We start from the raw sequence: 18601 nt of genomic DNA, 5'->3' as shown, positions 1-18601 counted from the left end.
ATCGTCACGACGACACAGCATAGTCGCTGCGAAAAACGGCTAACACATCATTAAAAAAAGGCCCGCAAATGCGGGCCTTTTTTACTGCCTGTTTTATCGGTCTGTCTTTATCGCTCAGTTTAGCGACCTGCCGGATCAGACATTGGCGCGGACCAGAAAATCCATGCCCACCTCACGCCAGCATTCGGTTTCTTTCTGCAACCAGTAAGCCACCGTCGGATGCAGAGAAACCCAGTCGCGACGCATGTCGAGTTCGATATTCTTTTTCATTTTGAGGCGAATATCTTCATAGTCAATTTCTGCCCGCGAATGCATCAGCATCACGGCCAGACGCAATGCCAGCACCGCTTTGGCAAAATCCGTATCACCCAGACCTTCACTGATTTTGCGCAAATTACCTTTCTGACTCAGAATCAGCTTGCTCATGATTCTCTGCTCGCTGGTGGTAAATCCCGCCATATCAGCATTCTCTATCATGTAGGCACCGTGCTTGTGGTAACCGGTGTGAGAAACGACCATGCCCACTTCATGCAGAATCGCACTCCAGTACAGCAGACGCAGATAGGTATCTTTCGCCGGTTTGAGTTGCTGATATATCGATTTTGCTATTTCCGCAACGCGATTCGCACGCGACATATCAATATGGAACAGCTGGCCGATTTTCTGTACCGATACCTCACGCCGGTCGCGCTTGGTTGCGCGCAAGTACAGATCCCACATGACGCCCATACGTAATCCTGCCTCGACCGGCGCCAGTACTTCGATGTTGAATTCTTCCATCAGTCCGATCAGTATGGCCAGCCCGCCTATCACCATCGCGACACGTTCAGGCTTGATGCCACTCAACTCAAGCTCGCTGAGTTGTCCGCTGCGGATACAGTATTGTTTCAGCGCATTCAGACTCTTCAGGGTAAGCCTGCCATCGCCAAGACCAGTATTGATGATGGCATCGGCAATCGCCCGCATCGTCCCAGACGAGCCGTAAGCCTTGCGCCAGTGCTGCGGCTGATACGGTGGCGCAGCGTCTTCAAACATCGATCGGGCGGACAAAATAGCCGCTTCAAAAGCAGCTTCCGTCAGGCGTCCATCCGGGAAAAAACTGGCGCTGTGCTTGACCGTTCCTATGCTGAACGATTCCACCTTGATGATCTCATGGCCGCGCCCTAGTATCACTTCCGTTGAGCCGCCACCAATATCCATCACCAGCCGGCGCTCATCCGGGACACGGATTGCATTCGATACGCCCATGTAGATCAGGCGGCCTTCTTCTTCGCCGGAAATCACATCAATGGGATGACCGATCGCCGCTTCGGCACGCGGTAAAATCGCCGCAGAATTTTTTGCGATACGGATCGTATTGGTTGCAACAACACGGACACTATCGATCGGATAAGCATTCAGAATTTCACGGAAGCGGGCCAGGCAATCTACCGCATTCTGTATCGCCTGCGGCGTCAGATTGCCATCGGCATCGAGCCCGGCTGCCAGCCGTATCGGCTCACGCGCACTTTTAACAACACGGATCACGTCACCTTCATGACGACCGATGTGCAAACGAAAACTGTTGGAACCAAGGTCAACGGCGGCCAGCATGTTTTCTATCCTTTACTATCAATACTATGAGAAAGTACAGCACGTCAGAATGAAAATGATATTAATCATTTTTTATGACCTGCAAGTGACGCCAGATTTACGGTGTGACGAAAAAACGTCGCTGCATCGATTCCAGCCCGGTCGTCCTGAGCACTTCTGCCAGCCGTTCTGCGGGGCGTTTCGCAGGCAGACCTTTGTATTCCGCGATGATTAATTCATTTTTCATTGAATGCTCCCATCCTACCAGTTCAGTTACCCTGACCTGATAGCCATGCGCTTCTAACTGCAGGCAACGCAACACATTGGTGATCTGGCTGCCGAACTCGCGTGTATGTATGGGATGACGCCACATTTCAGATAAGGGATTATTGCGAACAGCATCCCCCTTATTTTTGCGCAATTCAGCAGCAACTTCCGCCTGGCAGCAAGGTACCAGCACTATGAATTTAGCCTTCTTTTTCAAGGCGAACTGTATCGCATCATCCGTTGCGGTATCACATGCATGCAATGCGGTGACGATATCAATCTGATCCGGTAACTGATCTGAGGTAATCGAATCTGCTACGGATAAAGTCAGGAAAGACATTCCGGGAAAATCCAGGCGCCGGGCAAGTTCTGTCGATCGCTGCACCAGTTCATCGCGGGTTTCAATCCCATAGATATGCGCTTTACTTTGCGACTGGCCGACTTTAAAGAACAGGTCATACAGAATAAAGCCGAGATAAGACTTACCCGCCCCGTGATCGACCAAACTGATATCAGCATGGTCTTTTTGCAGGGTTTCCAGCAAGGGCTCAATGAATTGATATAAGTGATAAACCTGCTTGAGTTTGCGGCGACTATCCTGATTCAGTTTGCCATCGCGCGTGAGGATATGCAGCTCTTTGAGTAACTCCAGCGACTGACCGGGACGGATTTCATGTTTTTCGTTGTGATCAGTTGCATCCTGCCCGCGTTGCCCGTCTGATTTGTTTTGTTTGCTTTTTTTGACTTCAGGCTTTTTCATGATGGACTGTCCGCTAAGCTAATCAGGAATGATAATTCCAATTCACAGGCGATGGGAGAACAATACAAAAGTTTGCATTGTGCCGGTCACGGCTTCTCTCGTCATGATTGGAAAAACAAAAAAGGACTCAGGCATACACCTGAGTCCTTTTGTTTTGGTAGGCCGTGCGGGATTCGAACCTGCGACCAACGGATTAAAAGTCCGCTGCTCTACCAGCTGAGCTAACGACCCAAAACTTGCTAAAAAAATTAAAGACTTACATGACATAAGTCTTTTTTGTATTCGTGGTAGGCCGTGCGGGATTCGAACCTGCGACCAACGGATTAAAAGTCCGCTGCTCTACCAGCTGAGCTAACGACCCGAAAGACCGAAATTATATGGTGTTTTCAGGCCGCTGTCAATGGCATGAACAGGATTAAATCCTTGTCAGACTTACTTCGCCGATGTCATGCGGTTCTTCGCCGCATGCGCCGCTTCGCTTTCCGGATATTGCGCAATCAGGCTTTCCAGCGTCTTCTTAGCCGCGTTTTTATCTTTCATCTCAGTCTGGCAACCAGCAATATTTAACAATGCATCAGGCGCCTTGGGGTGATCCGGATACACTTTCACCAGTTGTTGCATAGCCACAATCGTGTTTTTACAATCACGCTGCGCATAATAGGAATTACCCATCCAGTACTGCGCGGAGCCAGCAAATGCGGACTGCGGATACGCTGCCAGAAAGCTGCTGAACGAGGTCACGGAATTTTTATAATCACCAGCCTTGAATAAACTGAGTGCATTATCGTAAGCACGCTGCTCATTTGGTTCGACAGTCGCCTCTTTACCGTCCACAGTCAGACGCTTAGGTTCAATCTTACGCAGACGATTATCCAGATCCACGTAAAAATCCTGCTGGCGACGCTGAGTATTGGCGACATCATTCGCCAGCACTTCCACCTGTCCGCGCAACTTGGCAATTTCGGCACGCAATTGTTCATTGTCATTAGCCAGATCCAGTGCTGTACCTTTGTCTGCCTTGGTATCAAGCTTATTATCCAAACGAAGATTCAGGGCATCTACTTTGGCACGTAAATCCAGAATCGCTTTACGCGCTTCATCGTCATCAAAAATGCCTGCCGACGCCAGCGACGGGATCAAGGCAGTAGAAAAAGCCGCAGATATAGCAGCAATAGCGAAAGAACGACGAATAGAGATCAATGTCATAGGAATCAAAAATAGAATGAAAGACGCCGGATATCCTGCATAAGGAATCCGGCGTCAGATAAGCTCAAAAGACCATCAAAGGCACTTTTAAACTACGCAGCTATTACTGATAGACGATATCAGCACGGCGGTTTTCTGCCCATGCAGCTTCATCGTGACCTTCTGCTTTTGGTTTTTCTTTACCCAAAGAGACGGCTTCGATCTGCGCTTCAGAAACGCCCAGCAAAGTCATGGATTTACGAACAGCTTCAGCACGTTTCTGGCCCAGAGCCAGGTTGTATTCGCTGCCGCCGCGTTCATCCGTATTACCTTGAATCAGGATCTTACGGCCTTTGTTTGTGCTCAGATATTTGGAATGCGCTTCAACAACGGACTTGTACTCATCTTTAACAACATAGCTGTCGAAGTCGAAATAAACACTGCGTTTCGCCAATACACCTTTTGGATCATTCAAAGGATCGACAGAACCAGTATTGACTGTTTTAACTGCATTAGGATCAGCCGGAGTCTGCGTTGTTGCAACAGGTTTTTCTTCGATTTTTGCTTTGTCTTCGAGCGGTACTTTAGAAGCACAGGCAGTCATCAGAACAACGCTGGAAACCAGCATAGCCAGAGTTTTGGATTGGGATGTGAAGCGCATTTTCTCTCCTGATTAAAAAAAAGTGATTACAACTTATTTCATGAAAGGACCCCAGGTGGGCTCCCGAATATCTCCGGCTTGCACCGTCAATTTTTGCTTAACCTTACCATCAACTGAAACTACGGCCAAAGTACCACGACGACCAGATTCAGTTGCGTACATGATGTAACGGCCATTTGGCGAAAAACTTGGAGATTCGTCTTTACTTGTATCTGACAGTCTCTGTTCCTGACCACTGACCAGGTCAAGTGCATACAACTGGAACTTACCGTCACGGCGTGAGATGTAAGCTAATGTGCGACCATCCGGCGAAATCCGCGGTGTAATATTATAACTCCCGCTGAACGTCACACGCTTCGCCTCGCCACCATTACTGTTCATGCGATAGATCTGGGGACCACCGCTACGATCACTCAGAAAGTAAATCGACTGTCCATCTGCAGAAAACTGCGGTTCAGTATCGATACCGCTACTGCTGGTCAGGCGCTGCAATCCAGAGCCGTCGGCATTGACGGAATAAATCTGCGTCAAACCATCACGTGACAATGCAATCGCTAACTTTGAGCCATCCGGCGACCAGGCCGGAGCCGAGTTACTGCCTTTGTAATTCGCAATCACCCTGCGCTCACCGGTCATCAGATTCTGTACCCAGATCACAGGTTTTTTTGCCTCAAATGACACATAGGCAACCTTAGTACCATCTGCAGACCACGACGGCGAAATAATCGGTTCATTTGAACGCAGTGCAACGCGGACGCCTTCACCGTCCGCATCAGCGACTTCCAGACGATACTCACGTCCCGCCTTGGTCACATAAGCGATTCTTGTTGAGAATACGCCACGGACACCAGTCAGCTTTTCATAAATATCATCCGCGATCCTGTGGGCAGTCTTACGCGTGTTCTCAGGTGTTGCAGCCACCGAAAAGCCCGACAAAGACGCGGACTTCATAGTATCGAGTAACTTGTAGCGAACATCAAAGCGGCCATCTGCAAGACGCTGCACACTACCAACCACCAGTGCTTCGGCACCACGCTTTTTCCATTCATCAAAATTGACCGGACTGGTTTCCGTGATGACGGCACCAGCCTCGATAATTTTGAAATATCCGCTGCGGTTCAGATCGTCTTTGATAATGCTGGTGATTTGTTGCGGAGTCATCGCTTCGTCCGCAAATGCGGCAATCGCCACCGGAATCTGGCTCGATCCGACGCCTGCAATTTCAATACGTAGCTGTGCGCTGGCCGGTGCAATCAAGGCGCTGCCAGTCGCGGAAGCGAGTACGACACGAACAATAATTTTTCTCAAAAAAGACATCATTACCTATCACTCTTCCTTCATTTTGTAAGCGAAATCCAGGGTTGCCGGGACCTGACCGTTTTTATCTTTAGGGAAAGGAGCAGATTTTTCTATCCCTTTTGCTACCGCTTCGTCAAACGCCAGATTACCGGACGACTTCAGTTTTTTAACGGCTCCGCGTAAAGAACCGTCAGGAATCAGTTCAATTCTATACTCTACCGTTGGGTTACCAGCAACAGATTCAACGCCACTGTAAATTGTGTTCGAGCGCACTTTCGCCGCAATTTTTGCCATGTAGCTCGGATCGCCACGATTATTGCCGGTCGATTTCGCGGCTGTACCTGTGCCTCCGCTACCGGTGACACCGGCTTGCGCTGATAAACGCTGCATATTTTCTTTGAACAATTTGTCGCTGGCGGCTTTTTCTTTTGCCTGCTGCGCTTTTTGATCCGCTAATTTTTGTTTCTCGGCTTTTTCTTTTTCTCGCTCTTTTTCGCGCTCTTTTTCTTTCAGACGCTCTTTTTCCTGCTCACGTTCTTTTTTGCGTAATTTCTCACGCTCTTTCTCTTTTTTCGCCTGCAGCTCTTGCTCTGCCTGACGTTTTTCCTCAGCCAGCGCACGCTGATGTTCTTCGGCTTTTTTCTTTTCCGCGAGCAGTCGTTTTTTCTCTTGCTGCAAAGCGATCTCAGGATCTTCCTTTGGCAATTCGTTTTTTACTACGGGAGGTGGAGGAGGAATATCTTGAGATTTGACCGGTTCTGGTTCTGGTTGCGGCGCAGGAGGAATCTCAACAGCGACGGGTGCAGCTTCACGCGTCGTCATATCCCAGACTTCGGCTTCGACTGCGGTCGATTCTTTATTTTGCCAGCTGACTCCGATCCACAAAAAGCCTAACAGTAAAACGTGAACCAGCGCCGCCAGCACAACTGGACGCCAGTTAACCGCCTCAGATTGGTGGATGTTTCCCGGGTAAGCTGAAGTAGAAACTTGATTCATAACCTTTTATGATTCGCCAGCACTGGATTAGTTCCAATCAGTCTGAGATTTCGTGGGCGAAAGATTAAATTGATACCGCACATAGTGAAATTATAAACCTCTCCATGAAATTCGCCTTATTTTTTGCAAAAATCAGGAAATTGACGGATAAACATCGTTATTCTTCAGCACTGTGATAGCAAAAAGCGAAGCATATTATTGCTCCGCTTTCTGATAGTCACAGTTAAAACCGCTTAATCCTGATGATAACGGGTCACGCGCTCCACTTCGTTTTTAGAGCCCAGAAAAACTGCAACACGTTGATGCAAAGCGGTCGGCTGCACATCCAGCATCCTTTGTTTGCCATCGGTCGAGGCGCCACCGGCTTGCTCGACGATGAATGACATAGGGTTCGCTTCGTACATCAGACGCAACTTACCTGGCTTCTCAGTATCGCGCTTATCTGCCGGATACATGAAAATACCGCCGCGACACAGAATACGGTGGACATCGGTCACCATGGAAGCAATCCAGCGCATATTGAAATCTTTTTCACGCGGACCAGTCACACCAGCCAGCATCTCATCGACATAACGCGTGACTGGCGGATACCAGTGACGCGAGTTCGACGCATTGATGGCAAATTCCTTGGTATCCGCCGGAATCTGCATATTCCTTTGGGTCAGTACCCAGGAGCCCATTTCACGATCCAGCGTAAAGCAATTGACGCCATTGCCAGTTGTCAGCACCAGCACAGTCTGCGGGCCATATACCGCATATCCGGCTGCAACCTGCTTGTTACCCGGCTGCAGAAAATCCTGTTCAGTCGGCGCGGCCATTCCTTCCGGCGCTTTCAGAACTGAAAAAATCGTGCCAATAGACACGTTGACGTCGATGTTGCTGGAGCCATCAAGCGGATCGAATAACAGCATGTATTCGCCCATAGGATAACGATTCGGAATCGGGTGGATCGTTTCCATTTCTTCCGATGCCATTGCGGCTAAGTGACCGCCCCACTCGTTCGCTTCGAGCAAAATCTCATTCGAGAGGATATCGAGTTTCTTTTGTACTTCGCCCTGAATATTCTCGCTGCCGGCACTTCCCAAAACCTCGCCAAGCGCTCCTTTACCGACGGCATGACTGATGGTTTTACAGGCGCGAGCGACAACTTCAATCAGTAAGCGTAACTCGGCGGGGATAGAGTTGTTCAGACGCTGCTCTTCAACAAGATACTGGGTCAGACTGACACGTTTCATGATGTTCCTTATGTTAAAAACTAAATTTCAATATTGAAATAGCGAAGCTTTGATGCGGGTTCTGGCTGTTTTCCGGCCCAGAGCCCGCATGTTGACGAGGTGAGTAATCCAGATATCAGAAAGCAGCTTATGCGGCCAATGCTTTACTGATGACTTCAGCCACATCTTTGGATAATTTTTTCGTCGCTGCTACTTTTTGCAAAGCCGCTTTCATTTGCGCCTGCAAGCCAGCCGGATATTTTTTCCATCTGTCGAGGCTACGTGCAAGACGTGCCGCCACCTGTGGGTTAATTTTATTCAGCGCAATCACTAATTCAGTCCACAACGCATAGCCACTACCATCAGCTGCATGGAACTGCGATGGATTGGCATTACAGAAGTTAAACACCAGACTGCGCGCGCGATTTGGATTCGATAAGGTGAAAGCCGGATGCTGCATTAATTCTCTTACTTTTTCCACGTCTGTCGTATGTGCTGTTGCCTGCAACATGAACCACTTGTCGATCACCAGATCTTCTTTCTTGAAATCTTTGAAGAAGCGGCGCAGCGCTTTCTCAGATTTTTTCTTTTGCTTTTCAGTACCATTGAAGTTTGTCAGCGCTGCCAATGCTGCCAGACGATCTGTCATGTTTGCAGCTTCTTTAAACTGCAAATATGCCAGATCGAAAGTGCTTTCATCTGCCCATTCGAGTAAGTACGAAAGTGCCAAATTTTTCAGACTGCGTTTTGCCATCGATACGGCGTCGGGACGATACTTACCCGGTGTCTGATGAGTTTCATAGGCATGCAGCAAATCTGCTTTCAAATGGTGGGTGATCGTCGCACGCACAAACTGACGGGCGGCATGTATCGCCTGCGGATCAACCACCTCAAACGCTTCCGCAATCATCGCTTCGGATGGCAACGTCAGCATGAGCTCGCGGAATGCAGGATCGAGAGATTCATCATTCAGTGTTGAGCGCAAAGCATTGATGAACAAATCATCAAGCAAGAGTTCTTCGCCCGCCTGTATCGCCTTGGTCAATTTCACCAAGCGGCGTGTCGCGAGGCGCTGCCCGGCTTCCCAACGGTTAAATGGATCGCTATCGCTAGCAAATAACAATCCCAGTTCTTCATCGGTGTAATCAATATCCAGAACAACCGGCGCCGAGAAGTTACGCAACAAAGATGGCACAGGCTCTCTGGCGACTTTATTAAACCGGAAGGTTTGTGATGCCGCCGTCAGTTCAAGTACCAGATTCGTGGTGCCCGCCTGCTCAGGGTAATCATCGCAATACAAAGGAATATCTTTCCCCTCCGTATCAAGCAAACCCATCGCAACCGGAATATGGAACGGTAACTTTTTCTCCTGGCCCGGAGTTGCCGGGCAAGACTGCGTCAGCTTGATATCGTATGTCTGCGCTTCAGCATCATACGCCGTCACCACGCTGACACGCGGAGTACCAGCCTGACTGTACCAACGCTCAAACTGAGTAAGATCGCGGCCGCTGGAATCTGCCATCGCCGCGCGGAAATCATCGCACTCTACCGCCTGACCATCGTGGCGCGCAAAGTACAGATCCATTCCTTTACGGAAGCCTTCATGGCCGAGCAAGGTGTAATACATACGAACGACTTCGGCGCCTTTTTCGTAAATCGTCACCGTATAAAAATTATTGATTTCAACGAAGGAATCTGGGCGTACCGGATGCGCCATAGGGCCGGCATCTTCTGAAAACTGCACCTGCCGCAGTACACGCACGTCTTCTATGCGCTTAACGGCACGCCCTGTCGCCGTACCAACCAGATCAGCCGAAAATTCCTGATCGCGGAACACGGTCAGTCCCTCTTTCAAGGAAAGCTGAAACCAGTCGCGGCAGGTGACCCGGTTACCGGTCCAGTTATGGAAATACTCATGTCCGACCACGGATTCAATACCGGCATAATCAACATCAGTAGCGATGCTGGAATTCGCCAATACGTACTTGGTATTAAAAATGTTCAGGCCCTTGTTTTCCATCGCGCCCATATTGAAGTCGCCGGTAGCGACTATCATGAAACGGTCGAGATCGAGTTCCAGCCCAAAACGTTCTTCGTCCCAGCGTATGCTTTTTTTCAGCGAGTCCATCGCATGCTGGGTTTTATCAAGATTACCCTCTTCCACCCATACTTGCAGTAAGGCTTTACGTCCCGATTTCAGCTTGAACTTTTCTTCCTGACAGACCAGCTTGCCTGCCACCAGTGCAAACAGATAAGAGGGCTTTTTAAATGGATCTTCCCACTTCGCAAAATGACGTCCGTCGTCAAGCTCTCCCTCATCAATCAGATTGCCATTGCTCAGTAATACAGGAAATTTCTTTTTATCTGCGCGCAGCATGACTGTGTATTTGGCCATCACGTCGGGGCGATCAGGAAACCAGGTGATTTTACGAAATCCTTCAGCTTCACACTGCGTGATGAGATTTCCTTTGGACGCATACAAACCAGACAGCGACGTATTTTTCAAAGGCTGTATCTGAGTCGTGATTTCCAGCGTGACCTCATCGGGTGCATTGGGGATACGCAGCGTCTCGCCATCAATCTGGTAGTCCGCTTTCTTCAGCTTCACGCCGTTCATGCGCAACTGTACTAATTTCAAGGACTCACCCGACAGCACGAGATCTTTTTCCTTGCTCGCGTGATTGCGTCGCATGACCATGCGGTTGGCGACCACGGTAGATTTCAGGTCCAGATCAAAACCCATTTCTACGGTGTCAACCCAGTAACCCGGGGCAACGTAATCTTGACGAAGTATGGCTTGAGGAGTGATGACAGTATCGTTACGCATGGCCTTGGAATCTCGCGAAAATTATATAAATCAAAGTCTTATGAACTTTGTGAGACCGACATTTTACCAAGACAAAAAGCAGCGCACGCTAAACCGGACAAAGATAGTCCAATAAATACAAAATTGCTTTTGTCCCGATGCCTGGCGCAACCATCTCTTCCACAAAAAATGGAGACAAAAACAGCTGGCATACGTAATCCGGATGCGACATTTTTCATATACAAATCAATACAAAAATCTCTGCAATGACGCCGAATCACCGCTATCATGAAACCATCGGAAGATTTGGAGCATAGTTATGAAAAGTTTCTTATCCTGGAGCGTCATCTTTATCAGTACATTGCTAACCGGATGTGCCAGCACATTCACCAGCCAGGTCAGTGTATTTCACGAATGGCCAGGAAACCAAGAGGCAAGGTCTTATATCGTGGAAAGATCGCCATCTCAGGAAAACAATCCCGAATACAAATTGTATGAAGAAGAACTGAGAAAACAATTAGGTTTACACGGTTTTCAGGAAGTCCGGGCCGACGCGACGCCGGCATTAAAAATAGGTATGCAATACGGCACAGCGTTGAGTGAAATTCAGGTCTCAACGCCGTGGGCACCAGCGATGTATGACCCCTTCTGGCAAACGCACTTCAGTCGCGGTTATCGGTTCTGGCCTTATTCACCGTATTATTTCGGCGGCCCCTACTATATCGGCAGAAACCTTGATTTCAGTGTCAGGCGTTACTATCTGCATCAGCTTGAAATAAACATCAGCGATTTCCAGAATGGAAAGAAACTGGCTGACATCAAAGTGAGCTCAGAACAATTAGGGCAACAGATTTCTGAACACATGCCTTATCTGATAGAAAGTGCCCTGAAGGATTTCCCGGGAACCAATGGCACTACCAGAACCGTGGAACTGCCATTGAAAAAATAGAGCAGCCTGTTTAATTTGGCGGATCGCGCAAGGCTTCAACCAATGCGCGATCCACCACGGATTCAGCGGACACGACAGTTGCATCGCCATTACGCAACTGTACCAGCAACTCTTCACGTGAAATCGAAAATGAATCGTGCCCCTGACGATTCGTAAAAATATAACGGGTACGTTTCGGACTTACCCAAGCTAGTTTGAATCGATTCGTGACACCTGCAGTGGTTGTAAAGTTAAACCAGACGCCACGCTCAAGCTCCTCAACTAATTGTACCCACTCATCCGTTTCCTGTTCACTCTGATCGACCATGTGGCGGTTCAGCCTTTTCTCACTCGCCCGTTGCGCAATATTGACGGCAATTTCGAGTTGACGGCGAGGTGATAATTCCAGAGGCGCGCGTGCAATCGCAGCGTGACGCTCCGCCAGCTTGGAAAAAAACAAGACGCGGTCCGGCTCATCCCATTTGATCGCATTTAACCAGGCATTCAGCAAAGTCAGCATTGCCGGCAATTTGCTCACCAGCTCTTTACGTTCTTCCGACGTATTTTTTGGCTTCAGACTCCAGATCAGGTCATCCATCGTCCGCAGCGCGTTTTCCAGTGCGTTCGGCTTTTCTTCTTTTACGTTGTGCGCAATGGTGAGAATACGTATCCACTGCTTACGCAAAAACTCTTCAACAAACCCGGCAACTTCTCCCGTATCGGTACGTATCGCCACGTCATTTTCAGCGAATTCGCGTGCCAAGCGCATTTTTTCCTGCTTCAGCGCTTGTTCTACCGGCTCGGAAATTGCCTGTTCGGCCTGCTCTTCTTCACTCTTGAGAAATGCCTCCAGATCGGCAACCACATCTGAAAACAATTCAATCTGCTGATCAAAGTCCTGCTGAACCCGGTCAACAATTCCTTCTATCATCTGAAATAAAGGATCGTCGTTACTCGCGTCGTTGCCCAACAGCACGCTGGATTTTGCCAGGGTATCGATCAATACCCGCGCAGGATGATTTTCTTTAAAAAAGAAGTCTTTATCGAGCAGAGCGACCTTCAGCGTAGGTATCTGTAATTGTCCGATCAGGCTTTTAATTTCTTCCGGAATACTGGCATCACTGAAGACGTAATCAAAAATTCTGGCCAGCAGCTCTATCGTATTCTGATCAATGTGAGTCAACTCTCCCGGAGGCGCTTCTTGTGACAGGCGTCGCAAATGCGACCGCACTTCCGCTTGCTCCGGCTGGCTTTGCAGTATCTGCTTCTGCAATCCGGTCAGATAATCAAAGAACTGACGATCTATCGTCACTGTGTCCGCCACATCACCTGCGTCTCCGTATGACCACGATGAACCTTGTCCCGCTGAGCCGGAACCACTCTGAGCAAACGCCCCAATACTTCCAGGCTGATTCCTGTCTTTAGATGCCTGCGGAAAGAAAATATTTCTTAATTTATTTTGCAGATACGGATCGCGCGCATCCAGATCTTCACTCTTGAGCGGTGCATGACGTTTTTTACTTTCCCGCTTCACGGCATCGGTATCGACAACGATGCCGCGTTCGGCCAACGCATCATTGAGTCCCTGATATACCGTGCTTAAGTTCAGAAACAAGTCCGGCTGCATGATCCGTATGATCAGATGCGGCGTCACTGTTGTTGATTCAAGCTCCATCCACGCCTGTAATACCGCATTGACAAATATTTCTGGCCGAAAAGGATTTTGCGAGACAGTGATCGGCGTGCGCTTCATCACCAAACCGATACGGCAATTCAGCTCCACCAGCTTTTCTGCGTTATTAACTTCGAGTGACTTTGTCAGATTATTCGTCAGGACTTTATTTTCCATTTCCTCGAAAGTAACGAGAGAAATATCCTTGATATCGTGATTATCTTTGAGTCGCTTACGCGTGTTAATCACGCTGACTTCTTTCATCAGCATCGCAGAGATATGCGACGCCATCAGACGATAAAAAGTGGTCTGATTACGCTTCAGTAACTGACACGCCTCAAAACTGCGCGCGGCTTCTTCTGGTTGCAATGTCTGATCAGAGATTTTAAATAAGGCATCCGTCAAGCGGGATGAAAAAGCCTCTAATTGAGACGAGATAAGATTGGTGGCGACAGGCACCAGACTTTGCAACATCAGCAAACGACTAGAACTCGAAAACTCACTGGTTTTGGCGGTATTTAAAGGAACAGTATCCATAATTCGAGACTAGTTGTAAAAAAAGACAGCAAGAAAATTCAGATAAGCAAGCGTCACGTCAGCAACAGCCAGCAATTAATTCGTGTAGTAAGCCTCCGTCGCCAGCGTGATTACGACGATCACCATGACAGCAGCGAACAAAACCAGCAGTAAACGTCCGAACTTCGGACGACCATCATCTGTTGGTGGTATTTCTTTATTTTTCGGAAGCATATTCAAGCGCCTATGGAATCAATAAACTCGACCCTGTCGTTTTGCGTGCCTCCAGATCCTGATGCGCACGGGCAACTTCACTTAAGGGATAGCGCTGGCGGATGTCGATTTTAACTTTTCCGCTTTCAACCATCGCAAACAAATGCGCCGCCATCTGTTCCAGATCAACTCTGTCAGCAGTGTAGTTCATCAGACTCGGCCGGGTAATAAACAAAGAGCCCCGCGAGGCAAGCTCACTCAGTGAAAACGCGGGAACCGGGCCGGAAGCACTGCCAAAACTCACCATCATCCCCAGAGGTGCAAGGCTATCGAGAGAACCAATAAATGTGTCTTTGCCGATAGAATCATAAACGACAGAGACGCCTTTACCTCCTGTAATTTCTCTTACCCGCTCGACAAAATTCTCTTTATTATAATTAATCACGTGGGCACATCCGTGTGCTCTCGCCAGTTCGCCTTTTTCGTCGGACCCCACAGTGCCTATCATATTGACTCCGATCGCACGAGCCCATTGACAGGCAATCAGGCCCACGCCTCCGGCCGCAGCATGAAAAAGTATTGTCTCTCCTCCCTTGAGCGGATAAGTACGGTGAAACAGATACTGCACCGTGAGTCCCTGCAACATCATGGCCGCCGCAGTCTCAAATGAAATGCCGTCAGGCAGGCGCACCAATTGTTCAGCCGGCATGACACGTGCCTCCGAATATGCGCCCAACGGCCGCCCTGCATACGCAACTCTGTCACCTGCTGCTACGTGCACAACACCTGCGCCGACCGCCTCAACAATACCGGCAGCCTCCATCCCCAAACCAGCAGGAAGGGGGTGCGGATATAAACCTGTACGAAAATAAACGTCGATATAGTTAAGACCGCATGCCTTATGCCGGACAATAACTTCACCCGGTCCCGGAACACCTAAATCAACATCCACATATTCCATCACTTCGGGGCCGCCTACACTGCGCATTCTGATTGCTTTGACCATATCTCCTCCTACATTTTTTTTCTGGTTAACAAATACATCCCCCCCATAACCAATACCGTGCCAGCCATCTGCCATGTGGTAATCGGTTCCGCAAGAAAAAACGCACCTAAAAACAAGGTCGATACCGGGCCTATCATCCCGGCTTGCGAGGCTGTTGCCGCACCTATACGCTGTACTGCCATCATCGTCATAAACACGGGCAGTACTGTACAAAATATTGCATTAACAATCGACAAAAAATAGACAGGTGCTGGCTGCAGCAGCATAGAAGCCGGGCGCAACGCAAAGAACTGGCCTATGCAGGCGACACTGGAGACGCACATTGCATAAGAGACCAGTCGCAGAGAACCCAATGTACGAACCATTTGTCCGGACTGAATCAGATATACGGCATAAGAAGCGGCCGCCCCCAGCACCATTACCGACCCGAGCAAGACATCATCCCCGCCGAATTGAAGATCGTGCAGAAACACCAGAACGATACCAAAGTAACTGACGATCAACGCCGCCCATTCCAGCATAGATACTTTACGGCGATACCACATGGCCGACATCAGTAGCACAAATGAAGGAGTGAGGAAAAGGATCAGTCGCTCCAGCCCCGCAGTGATGTATTGCAGCCCAAGAAAATCTAAAAACGACGACAGGTAATAACCCACCAGGCCCAGTCCTACCAGCCGCCAGCGGTCAGAGGAGGACAGCGGAGGTGAATTCCTCATCTGCCAGAATGCAATCGCTGCGAAAATAGGCAAAGAGAAAGCCATGCGAAATGTAATCAGGGTCACAGCATCAACCTGATACCGGTATATCAGCTTGGCAACGATGGCTTTGGTTGAAAAAAGAATGGCGCCGGCAATGGCGATTGCGAGTCCGCCAAGATAATGGCGTCGCGTATGAGTGTTCGTTTGTTGAGGATGCATAAACCGGATTGTAAAGCCATCTGAAGAAATAGTAGGAAGTCCGTATCCTGAATTTACGTCGTTCAGACTGGGTTACCGATAATTTCAAAAAGGAAAGACTTGTTGATTGTCGGTAACTTGCAACACTGAAACAGCATGCAGGAATGGAAAGCATTCATATCTTTCGGTCATATCAACTACGCAGTGAACACAGGACGATTTACTCGGCTAGTCAAAACTATTCCGGAAAAGAGACAATACCTGCCTCGGCTTGAGAGAACGTTTACTCAGCGCAGCTGATCATGCATAAGATTCCGTGTTATGTCCTTGTCGTGACAGTGTTACTTTCGCGAATTATTCAGGCAGACAACGGGTGTGTCTATATGCCGATAGGACTGTCGATTTCGCCATTTTCCGCCATGCCAGTATGATAAAATGCGCGTCTTTAATATCAAACTAAGCTAGGCATAACTGCTGACCGAATGGATCGGCAATTGCCGAATCAGGGAAGAACGACCATGGCAGGACACAGTAAATGGGCCAATATCAAGCATAAAAAAGCGGCTACCGACGCGAAACGCGGCAAAATCTGGACGCGTCTGATTAAAGAAATTACCGTGGCAGCGCGCATGGGCGGAGAAGATGTCGATTCCAATCCACGCCTGCGCCTCGCCGTCGATAAAGCTGCCGATGCCAATATGCCTAAAGAAAACGTCACGCGTGCGATACAGCGCGGTGCGGGAACTCTGGAAGGCGCAAACTATGAGGAAGTCCGCTACGAAGGATATGGTATCGGCGGTGCCGCACTGATCGTTGACTGTATGACGGACAATCGTGTCCGCACTGTCGCAGAAGTGCGTCATGCTTTCAATAAATATGGTGGCAATATGGGCACAGAAGGTTCTGTTGCCTTCTTGTTCAAACACTGCGGTCAGATGTTTTTTGCACCGGGAACAAATGAAGACGCGCTGATGGAAGCGGCTCTGGAAGCTGGTGCCGATGATGTCATCACTGATGACGAAGGCGGTATCGAAGTATTGTGTGCACCATTTGACTTGTCAGATATACGCGCCGCACTCGAAGCAGCGGGCTTTAAACCAGAAGTCGCCGAGGTTACCATGAAGCCTGCGACAGAAACCGTCTTTACCGGTGAAGATGCGATCAAAATGCAGAAACTGCTGGATGCACTTGAAAATCTGGACGACGTACAAGAAGTTTATACCAACGCCATCATAGAAGAATAATATGAAAATTCTGGTTGTCGGCTCTGGTGGCCGTGAACATGCACTTGCCTGGAAACTCGCGCAGTCTGAGCGGGTACAGACGATTTTCGTTGCCCCTGGTAACGGTGGAACGGCAACGGACATCCGTCTCAAAAATATCGACATCACTGATCCCTCCGCACTTGCTGATTTTGTTCAGCAAGAGCAGATTGAGCTGACGGTCGTTGGACCGGAAGTTCCGCTGGCGGCCGGTATCGTGAATATTTTCCGTGATCGTGGTCTGAAGATTTTTGGTCCATCGAAAGAAGCTGCCCAGTTGGAAAGCTCGAAAGACTTTGCTAAAGCGTTTATGCATCGTCATCAGATCCCAACCGCTGAATATCAGACTTTTTCTGACGTTCAGGCTGCGCATGATTACATCAAAGCCAAAGGCGCACCTATCGTCATCAAGGCTGATGGTCTCGCTGCCGGTAAAGGGGTTGTAGTAGCGATGAACCTGGATGAAGCACATGCCGCTGTTGACATGATGCTGTCCGACAACAAGCTCGGTGACGCAGGCGCACGCGTGGTCATAGAAGAATTTTTAGCCGGTGAAGAAGCCAGTTTCATCGTCATGGTGGACGGTAAAAATATTTTGCCGCTGGCAACCAGTCAGGATCATAAACGCTTGCTGGATAACGATGACGGCCCGAATACTGGCGGTATGGGTGCGTACTCTCCGGCACCAATCGTTACGCCACAATTGCATGCCCGTGTGATGCGCGAAATCATTGTGCCGACAGTACAGGGCATGGCAAAAGATGGCATCGTGTTCACCGGTTTCCTGTATGCTGGGTTGATGATTGATGAGCACGGCACACCGAAAACACTGGAATTCAATTGCCGCATGGGTGATCCGGAAACTCAGCCTATCATGGCGCGCCTGAAAACCGATCTGGTCAGTGTAATGGAACATGCGGTCAACGGCACGCTGGACACCGTCGAACTTGAGTGGGACAGACGTACAGCGATGGGCGTCGTGATGGCCGCCGCCGGTTACCCCGATGCCCCGCGTAAAGGTGACAAAATTACGGGTATTCCTGCAGAAACGCCTGACAGTGTTACATTTCATGCTGGCACAGTGTTGAACGACAAGGTACTCAGCACCAATGGCGGCAGGGTTTTGTGTGTGGTCGGCCTGGGTGACACGGTGAAACTTGCGCAAAAACATGCCTACGATGTTGTTGAAAAAATTCATTTCGACGGGGCGCAATACCGTCGTGACATTGGCTGGCGTGCACTGAACCGTAAGCATTAATGCCGCTTCGGGCGAGCACTCCCTGAGTAACAATGAATGGGTTGGACTAAGTCCAGCCCGTCTTGCTTTTTGAAGATCACCCTGTTC

Annotated in this window: 15 protein-coding genes and 2 tRNA genes; 3 read left to right on the top strand and 14 right to left on the bottom strand. The window is 49.1% G+C overall.

Annotated elements, in window-relative coordinates; translation table 11 throughout:
* Positions 1–135: 135 nt before the first annotated feature.
* The 10 genes from ACOTSW_RS08700 to pepN form a co-directional block, all read right to left on the bottom strand.
* Positions 136–1593, bottom strand: coding sequence for a Ppx/GppA family phosphatase (locus ACOTSW_RS08700; protein ID WP_423682207.1), 1458 nt, complete (start codon positions 1591–1593; stop codon positions 136–138).
* A 97-nt stretch (positions 1594–1690) separates the two neighbouring features.
* Positions 1691–2599, bottom strand: coding sequence for a class I SAM-dependent methyltransferase (locus ACOTSW_RS08695; protein WP_423682206.1), 909 nt, complete (start codon positions 2597–2599; stop codon positions 1691–1693).
* Between the two features lie 155 nt (positions 2600–2754).
* A tRNA-Lys gene (locus ACOTSW_RS08690) sits at positions 2755–2830 on the bottom strand.
* A 54-nt stretch (positions 2831–2884) separates the two neighbouring features.
* A tRNA-Lys gene (locus tag ACOTSW_RS08685) sits at positions 2885–2960 on the bottom strand.
* A gap of 71 nt (positions 2961–3031) precedes the next feature.
* The gene (ybgF, locus tag ACOTSW_RS08680) at positions 3032–3805 is read right to left on the bottom strand and encodes a tol-pal system protein YbgF (protein WP_423682205.1); all 774 of its coding nucleotides are present in this window, start codon (positions 3803–3805) and stop codon (positions 3032–3034) included.
* Positions 3806–3908: 103 nt separating this feature from the next.
* Positions 3909–4445: a peptidoglycan-associated lipoprotein Pal gene (pal, locus tag ACOTSW_RS08675; protein ID WP_423682204.1), complete on the bottom strand. Its 537-nt coding sequence runs from the start codon at positions 4443–4445 to the stop codon at positions 3909–3911.
* 33 nt (positions 4446–4478) lie between these two features.
* Positions 4479–5762 carry a Tol-Pal system beta propeller repeat protein TolB gene (tolB, locus tag ACOTSW_RS08670; protein WP_423682203.1) on the bottom strand — a complete coding sequence of 428 codons (1284 nt, stop codon included), beginning with the start codon at positions 5760–5762 and terminating at the stop codon, positions 4479–4481.
* A 9-nt stretch (positions 5763–5771) separates the two neighbouring features.
* Positions 5772–6740, bottom strand: a complete 969-nt coding sequence (gene tolA / locus ACOTSW_RS08665; RefSeq protein WP_423682202.1) for a cell envelope integrity protein TolA — start codon at positions 6738–6740, stop codon at positions 5772–5774.
* Between the two features lie 233 nt (positions 6741–6973).
* A complete protein-coding gene (locus tag ACOTSW_RS08660; protein WP_423682201.1) occupies positions 6974–7975 on the bottom strand; it encodes a class 1 fructose-bisphosphatase in 1002 nt (333 codons plus the stop codon).
* Between the two features lie 127 nt (positions 7976–8102).
* Entirely contained in the window at positions 8103–10781 is a 2679-nt protein-coding gene (pepN, locus tag ACOTSW_RS08655; protein ID WP_423682200.1) for an aminopeptidase N, read from the bottom strand.
* Between the two features lie 298 nt (positions 10782–11079).
* Here pepN and ACOTSW_RS08650 point away from each other — a divergent pair, with 298 nt between their 5' ends.
* A complete protein-coding gene (locus ACOTSW_RS08650) occupies positions 11080–11709 on the top strand; it encodes a DUF4136 domain-containing protein (protein ID WP_423682199.1) in 630 nt (209 codons plus the stop codon).
* 10 nt (positions 11710–11719) lie between these two features.
* Here the strand turns inward: ACOTSW_RS08650 and ACOTSW_RS08645 are convergent, their stop codons facing one another.
* The 4 genes from ACOTSW_RS08645 to ACOTSW_RS08630 all read right to left on the bottom strand — a co-directional run bounded on the left by ACOTSW_RS08645 (position 11720) and on the right by ACOTSW_RS08630 (position 16015).
* Entirely contained in the window at positions 11720–13897 is a 2178-nt protein-coding gene (locus ACOTSW_RS08645) for a DUF1631 family protein (protein WP_423682198.1), read from the bottom strand.
* Between the two features lie 75 nt (positions 13898–13972).
* Positions 13973–14110 carry a hypothetical protein gene (locus ACOTSW_RS08640; RefSeq protein ID WP_423682197.1) on the bottom strand — a complete coding sequence of 46 codons (138 nt, stop codon included), beginning with the start codon at positions 14108–14110 and terminating at the stop codon, positions 13973–13975.
* Positions 14111–14120: 10 nt separating this feature from the next.
* Positions 14121–15095: a quinone oxidoreductase family protein gene (locus ACOTSW_RS08635; protein ID WP_423682196.1), complete on the bottom strand. Its 975-nt coding sequence runs from the start codon at positions 15093–15095 to the stop codon at positions 14121–14123.
* Between the two features lie 8 nt (positions 15096–15103).
* Positions 15104–16015: a DMT family transporter gene (locus ACOTSW_RS08630; RefSeq protein ID WP_423682195.1), complete on the bottom strand. Its 912-nt coding sequence runs from the start codon at positions 16013–16015 to the stop codon at positions 15104–15106.
* Between the two features lie 497 nt (positions 16016–16512).
* Here ACOTSW_RS08630 and ACOTSW_RS08625 point away from each other — a divergent pair, with 497 nt between their 5' ends.
* Together ACOTSW_RS08625 and purD are read left to right on the top strand one after the other, a co-directional pair.
* Positions 16513–17238 carry a YebC/PmpR family DNA-binding transcriptional regulator gene (locus ACOTSW_RS08625; protein WP_423682194.1) on the top strand — a complete coding sequence of 242 codons (726 nt, stop codon included), beginning with the start codon at positions 16513–16515 and terminating at the stop codon, positions 17236–17238.
* Between the two features lies 1 nt (position 17239).
* On the top strand, positions 17240–18514 hold the full coding sequence (purD, locus tag ACOTSW_RS08620) for a phosphoribosylamine--glycine ligase (RefSeq protein WP_423682193.1): 1275 nt from the start codon (positions 17240–17242) through the stop codon (positions 18512–18514).
* The last annotated feature ends 87 nt before the right edge of the window (positions 18515–18601 follow it).

It is taken from the genome of Undibacterium sp. WLHG33, from assembly GCF_049544815.1.
Lineage (GTDB): Bacteria > Pseudomonadota > Gammaproteobacteria > Burkholderiales > Burkholderiaceae_D > Undibacterium.
Note: the sequence above shows the minus strand (reverse complement) of the source record. Positions and strands in the feature narration are given on the sequence as shown.

Bases quoted from the DNA above. Each gene is read 5' to 3' on its own strand.
- ACOTSW_RS08625 (WP_423682194.1), top strand. From the start codon at position 16,513: ATGGCAGGACACAGTAAATGGGCCAATATCAAGCATAAAAAAGCGGCT.
- ACOTSW_RS08640 (WP_423682197.1), bottom strand. From the start codon at position 14,110: ATGCTTCCGAAAAATAAAGAAATACCACCAACAGATGATGGTCGTCCG.
- pal (WP_423682204.1), bottom strand. From the start codon at position 4,445: ATGCGCTTCACATCCCAATCCAAAACTCTGGCTATGCTGGTTTCCAGC.
- ACOTSW_RS08700 (WP_423682207.1), bottom strand. From the start codon at position 1,593: ATGCTGGCCGCCGTTGACCTTGGTTCCAACAGTTTTCGTTTGCACATC.
- tolA (WP_423682202.1), bottom strand. From the start codon at position 6,740: ATGAATCAAGTTTCTACTTCAGCTTACCCGGGAAACATCCACCAATCT.
- ACOTSW_RS08635 (WP_423682196.1), bottom strand. From the start codon at position 15,095: ATGGTCAAAGCAATCAGAATGCGCAGTGTAGGCGGCCCCGAAGTGATG.
- ybgF (WP_423682205.1), bottom strand. From the start codon at position 3,805: ATGACATTGATCTCTATTCGTCGTTCTTTCGCTATTGCTGCTATATCT.
- tolB (WP_423682203.1), bottom strand. From the start codon at position 5,762: ATGTCTTTTTTGAGAAAAATTATTGTTCGTGTCGTACTCGCTTCCGCG.
- ACOTSW_RS08695 (WP_423682206.1), bottom strand. From the start codon at position 2,599: ATGAAAAAGCCTGAAGTCAAAAAAAGCAAACAAAACAAATCAGACGGG.
- ACOTSW_RS08630 (WP_423682195.1), bottom strand. From the start codon at position 16,015: ATGCATCCTCAACAAACGAACACTCATACGCGACGCCATTATCTTGGC.
- ACOTSW_RS08660 (WP_423682201.1), bottom strand. From the start codon at position 7,975: ATGAAACGTGTCAGTCTGACCCAGTATCTTGTTGAAGAGCAGCGTCTG.
- ACOTSW_RS08650 (WP_423682199.1), top strand. From the start codon at position 11,080: ATGAAAAGTTTCTTATCCTGGAGCGTCATCTTTATCAGTACATTGCTA.
- ACOTSW_RS08645 (WP_423682198.1), bottom strand. From the start codon at position 13,897: ATGGATACTGTTCCTTTAAATACCGCCAAAACCAGTGAGTTTTCGAGT.
- pepN (WP_423682200.1), bottom strand. From the start codon at position 10,781: ATGCGTAACGATACTGTCATCACTCCTCAAGCCATACTTCGTCAAGAT.
- purD (WP_423682193.1), top strand. From the start codon at position 17,240: ATGAAAATTCTGGTTGTCGGCTCTGGTGGCCGTGAACATGCACTTGCC.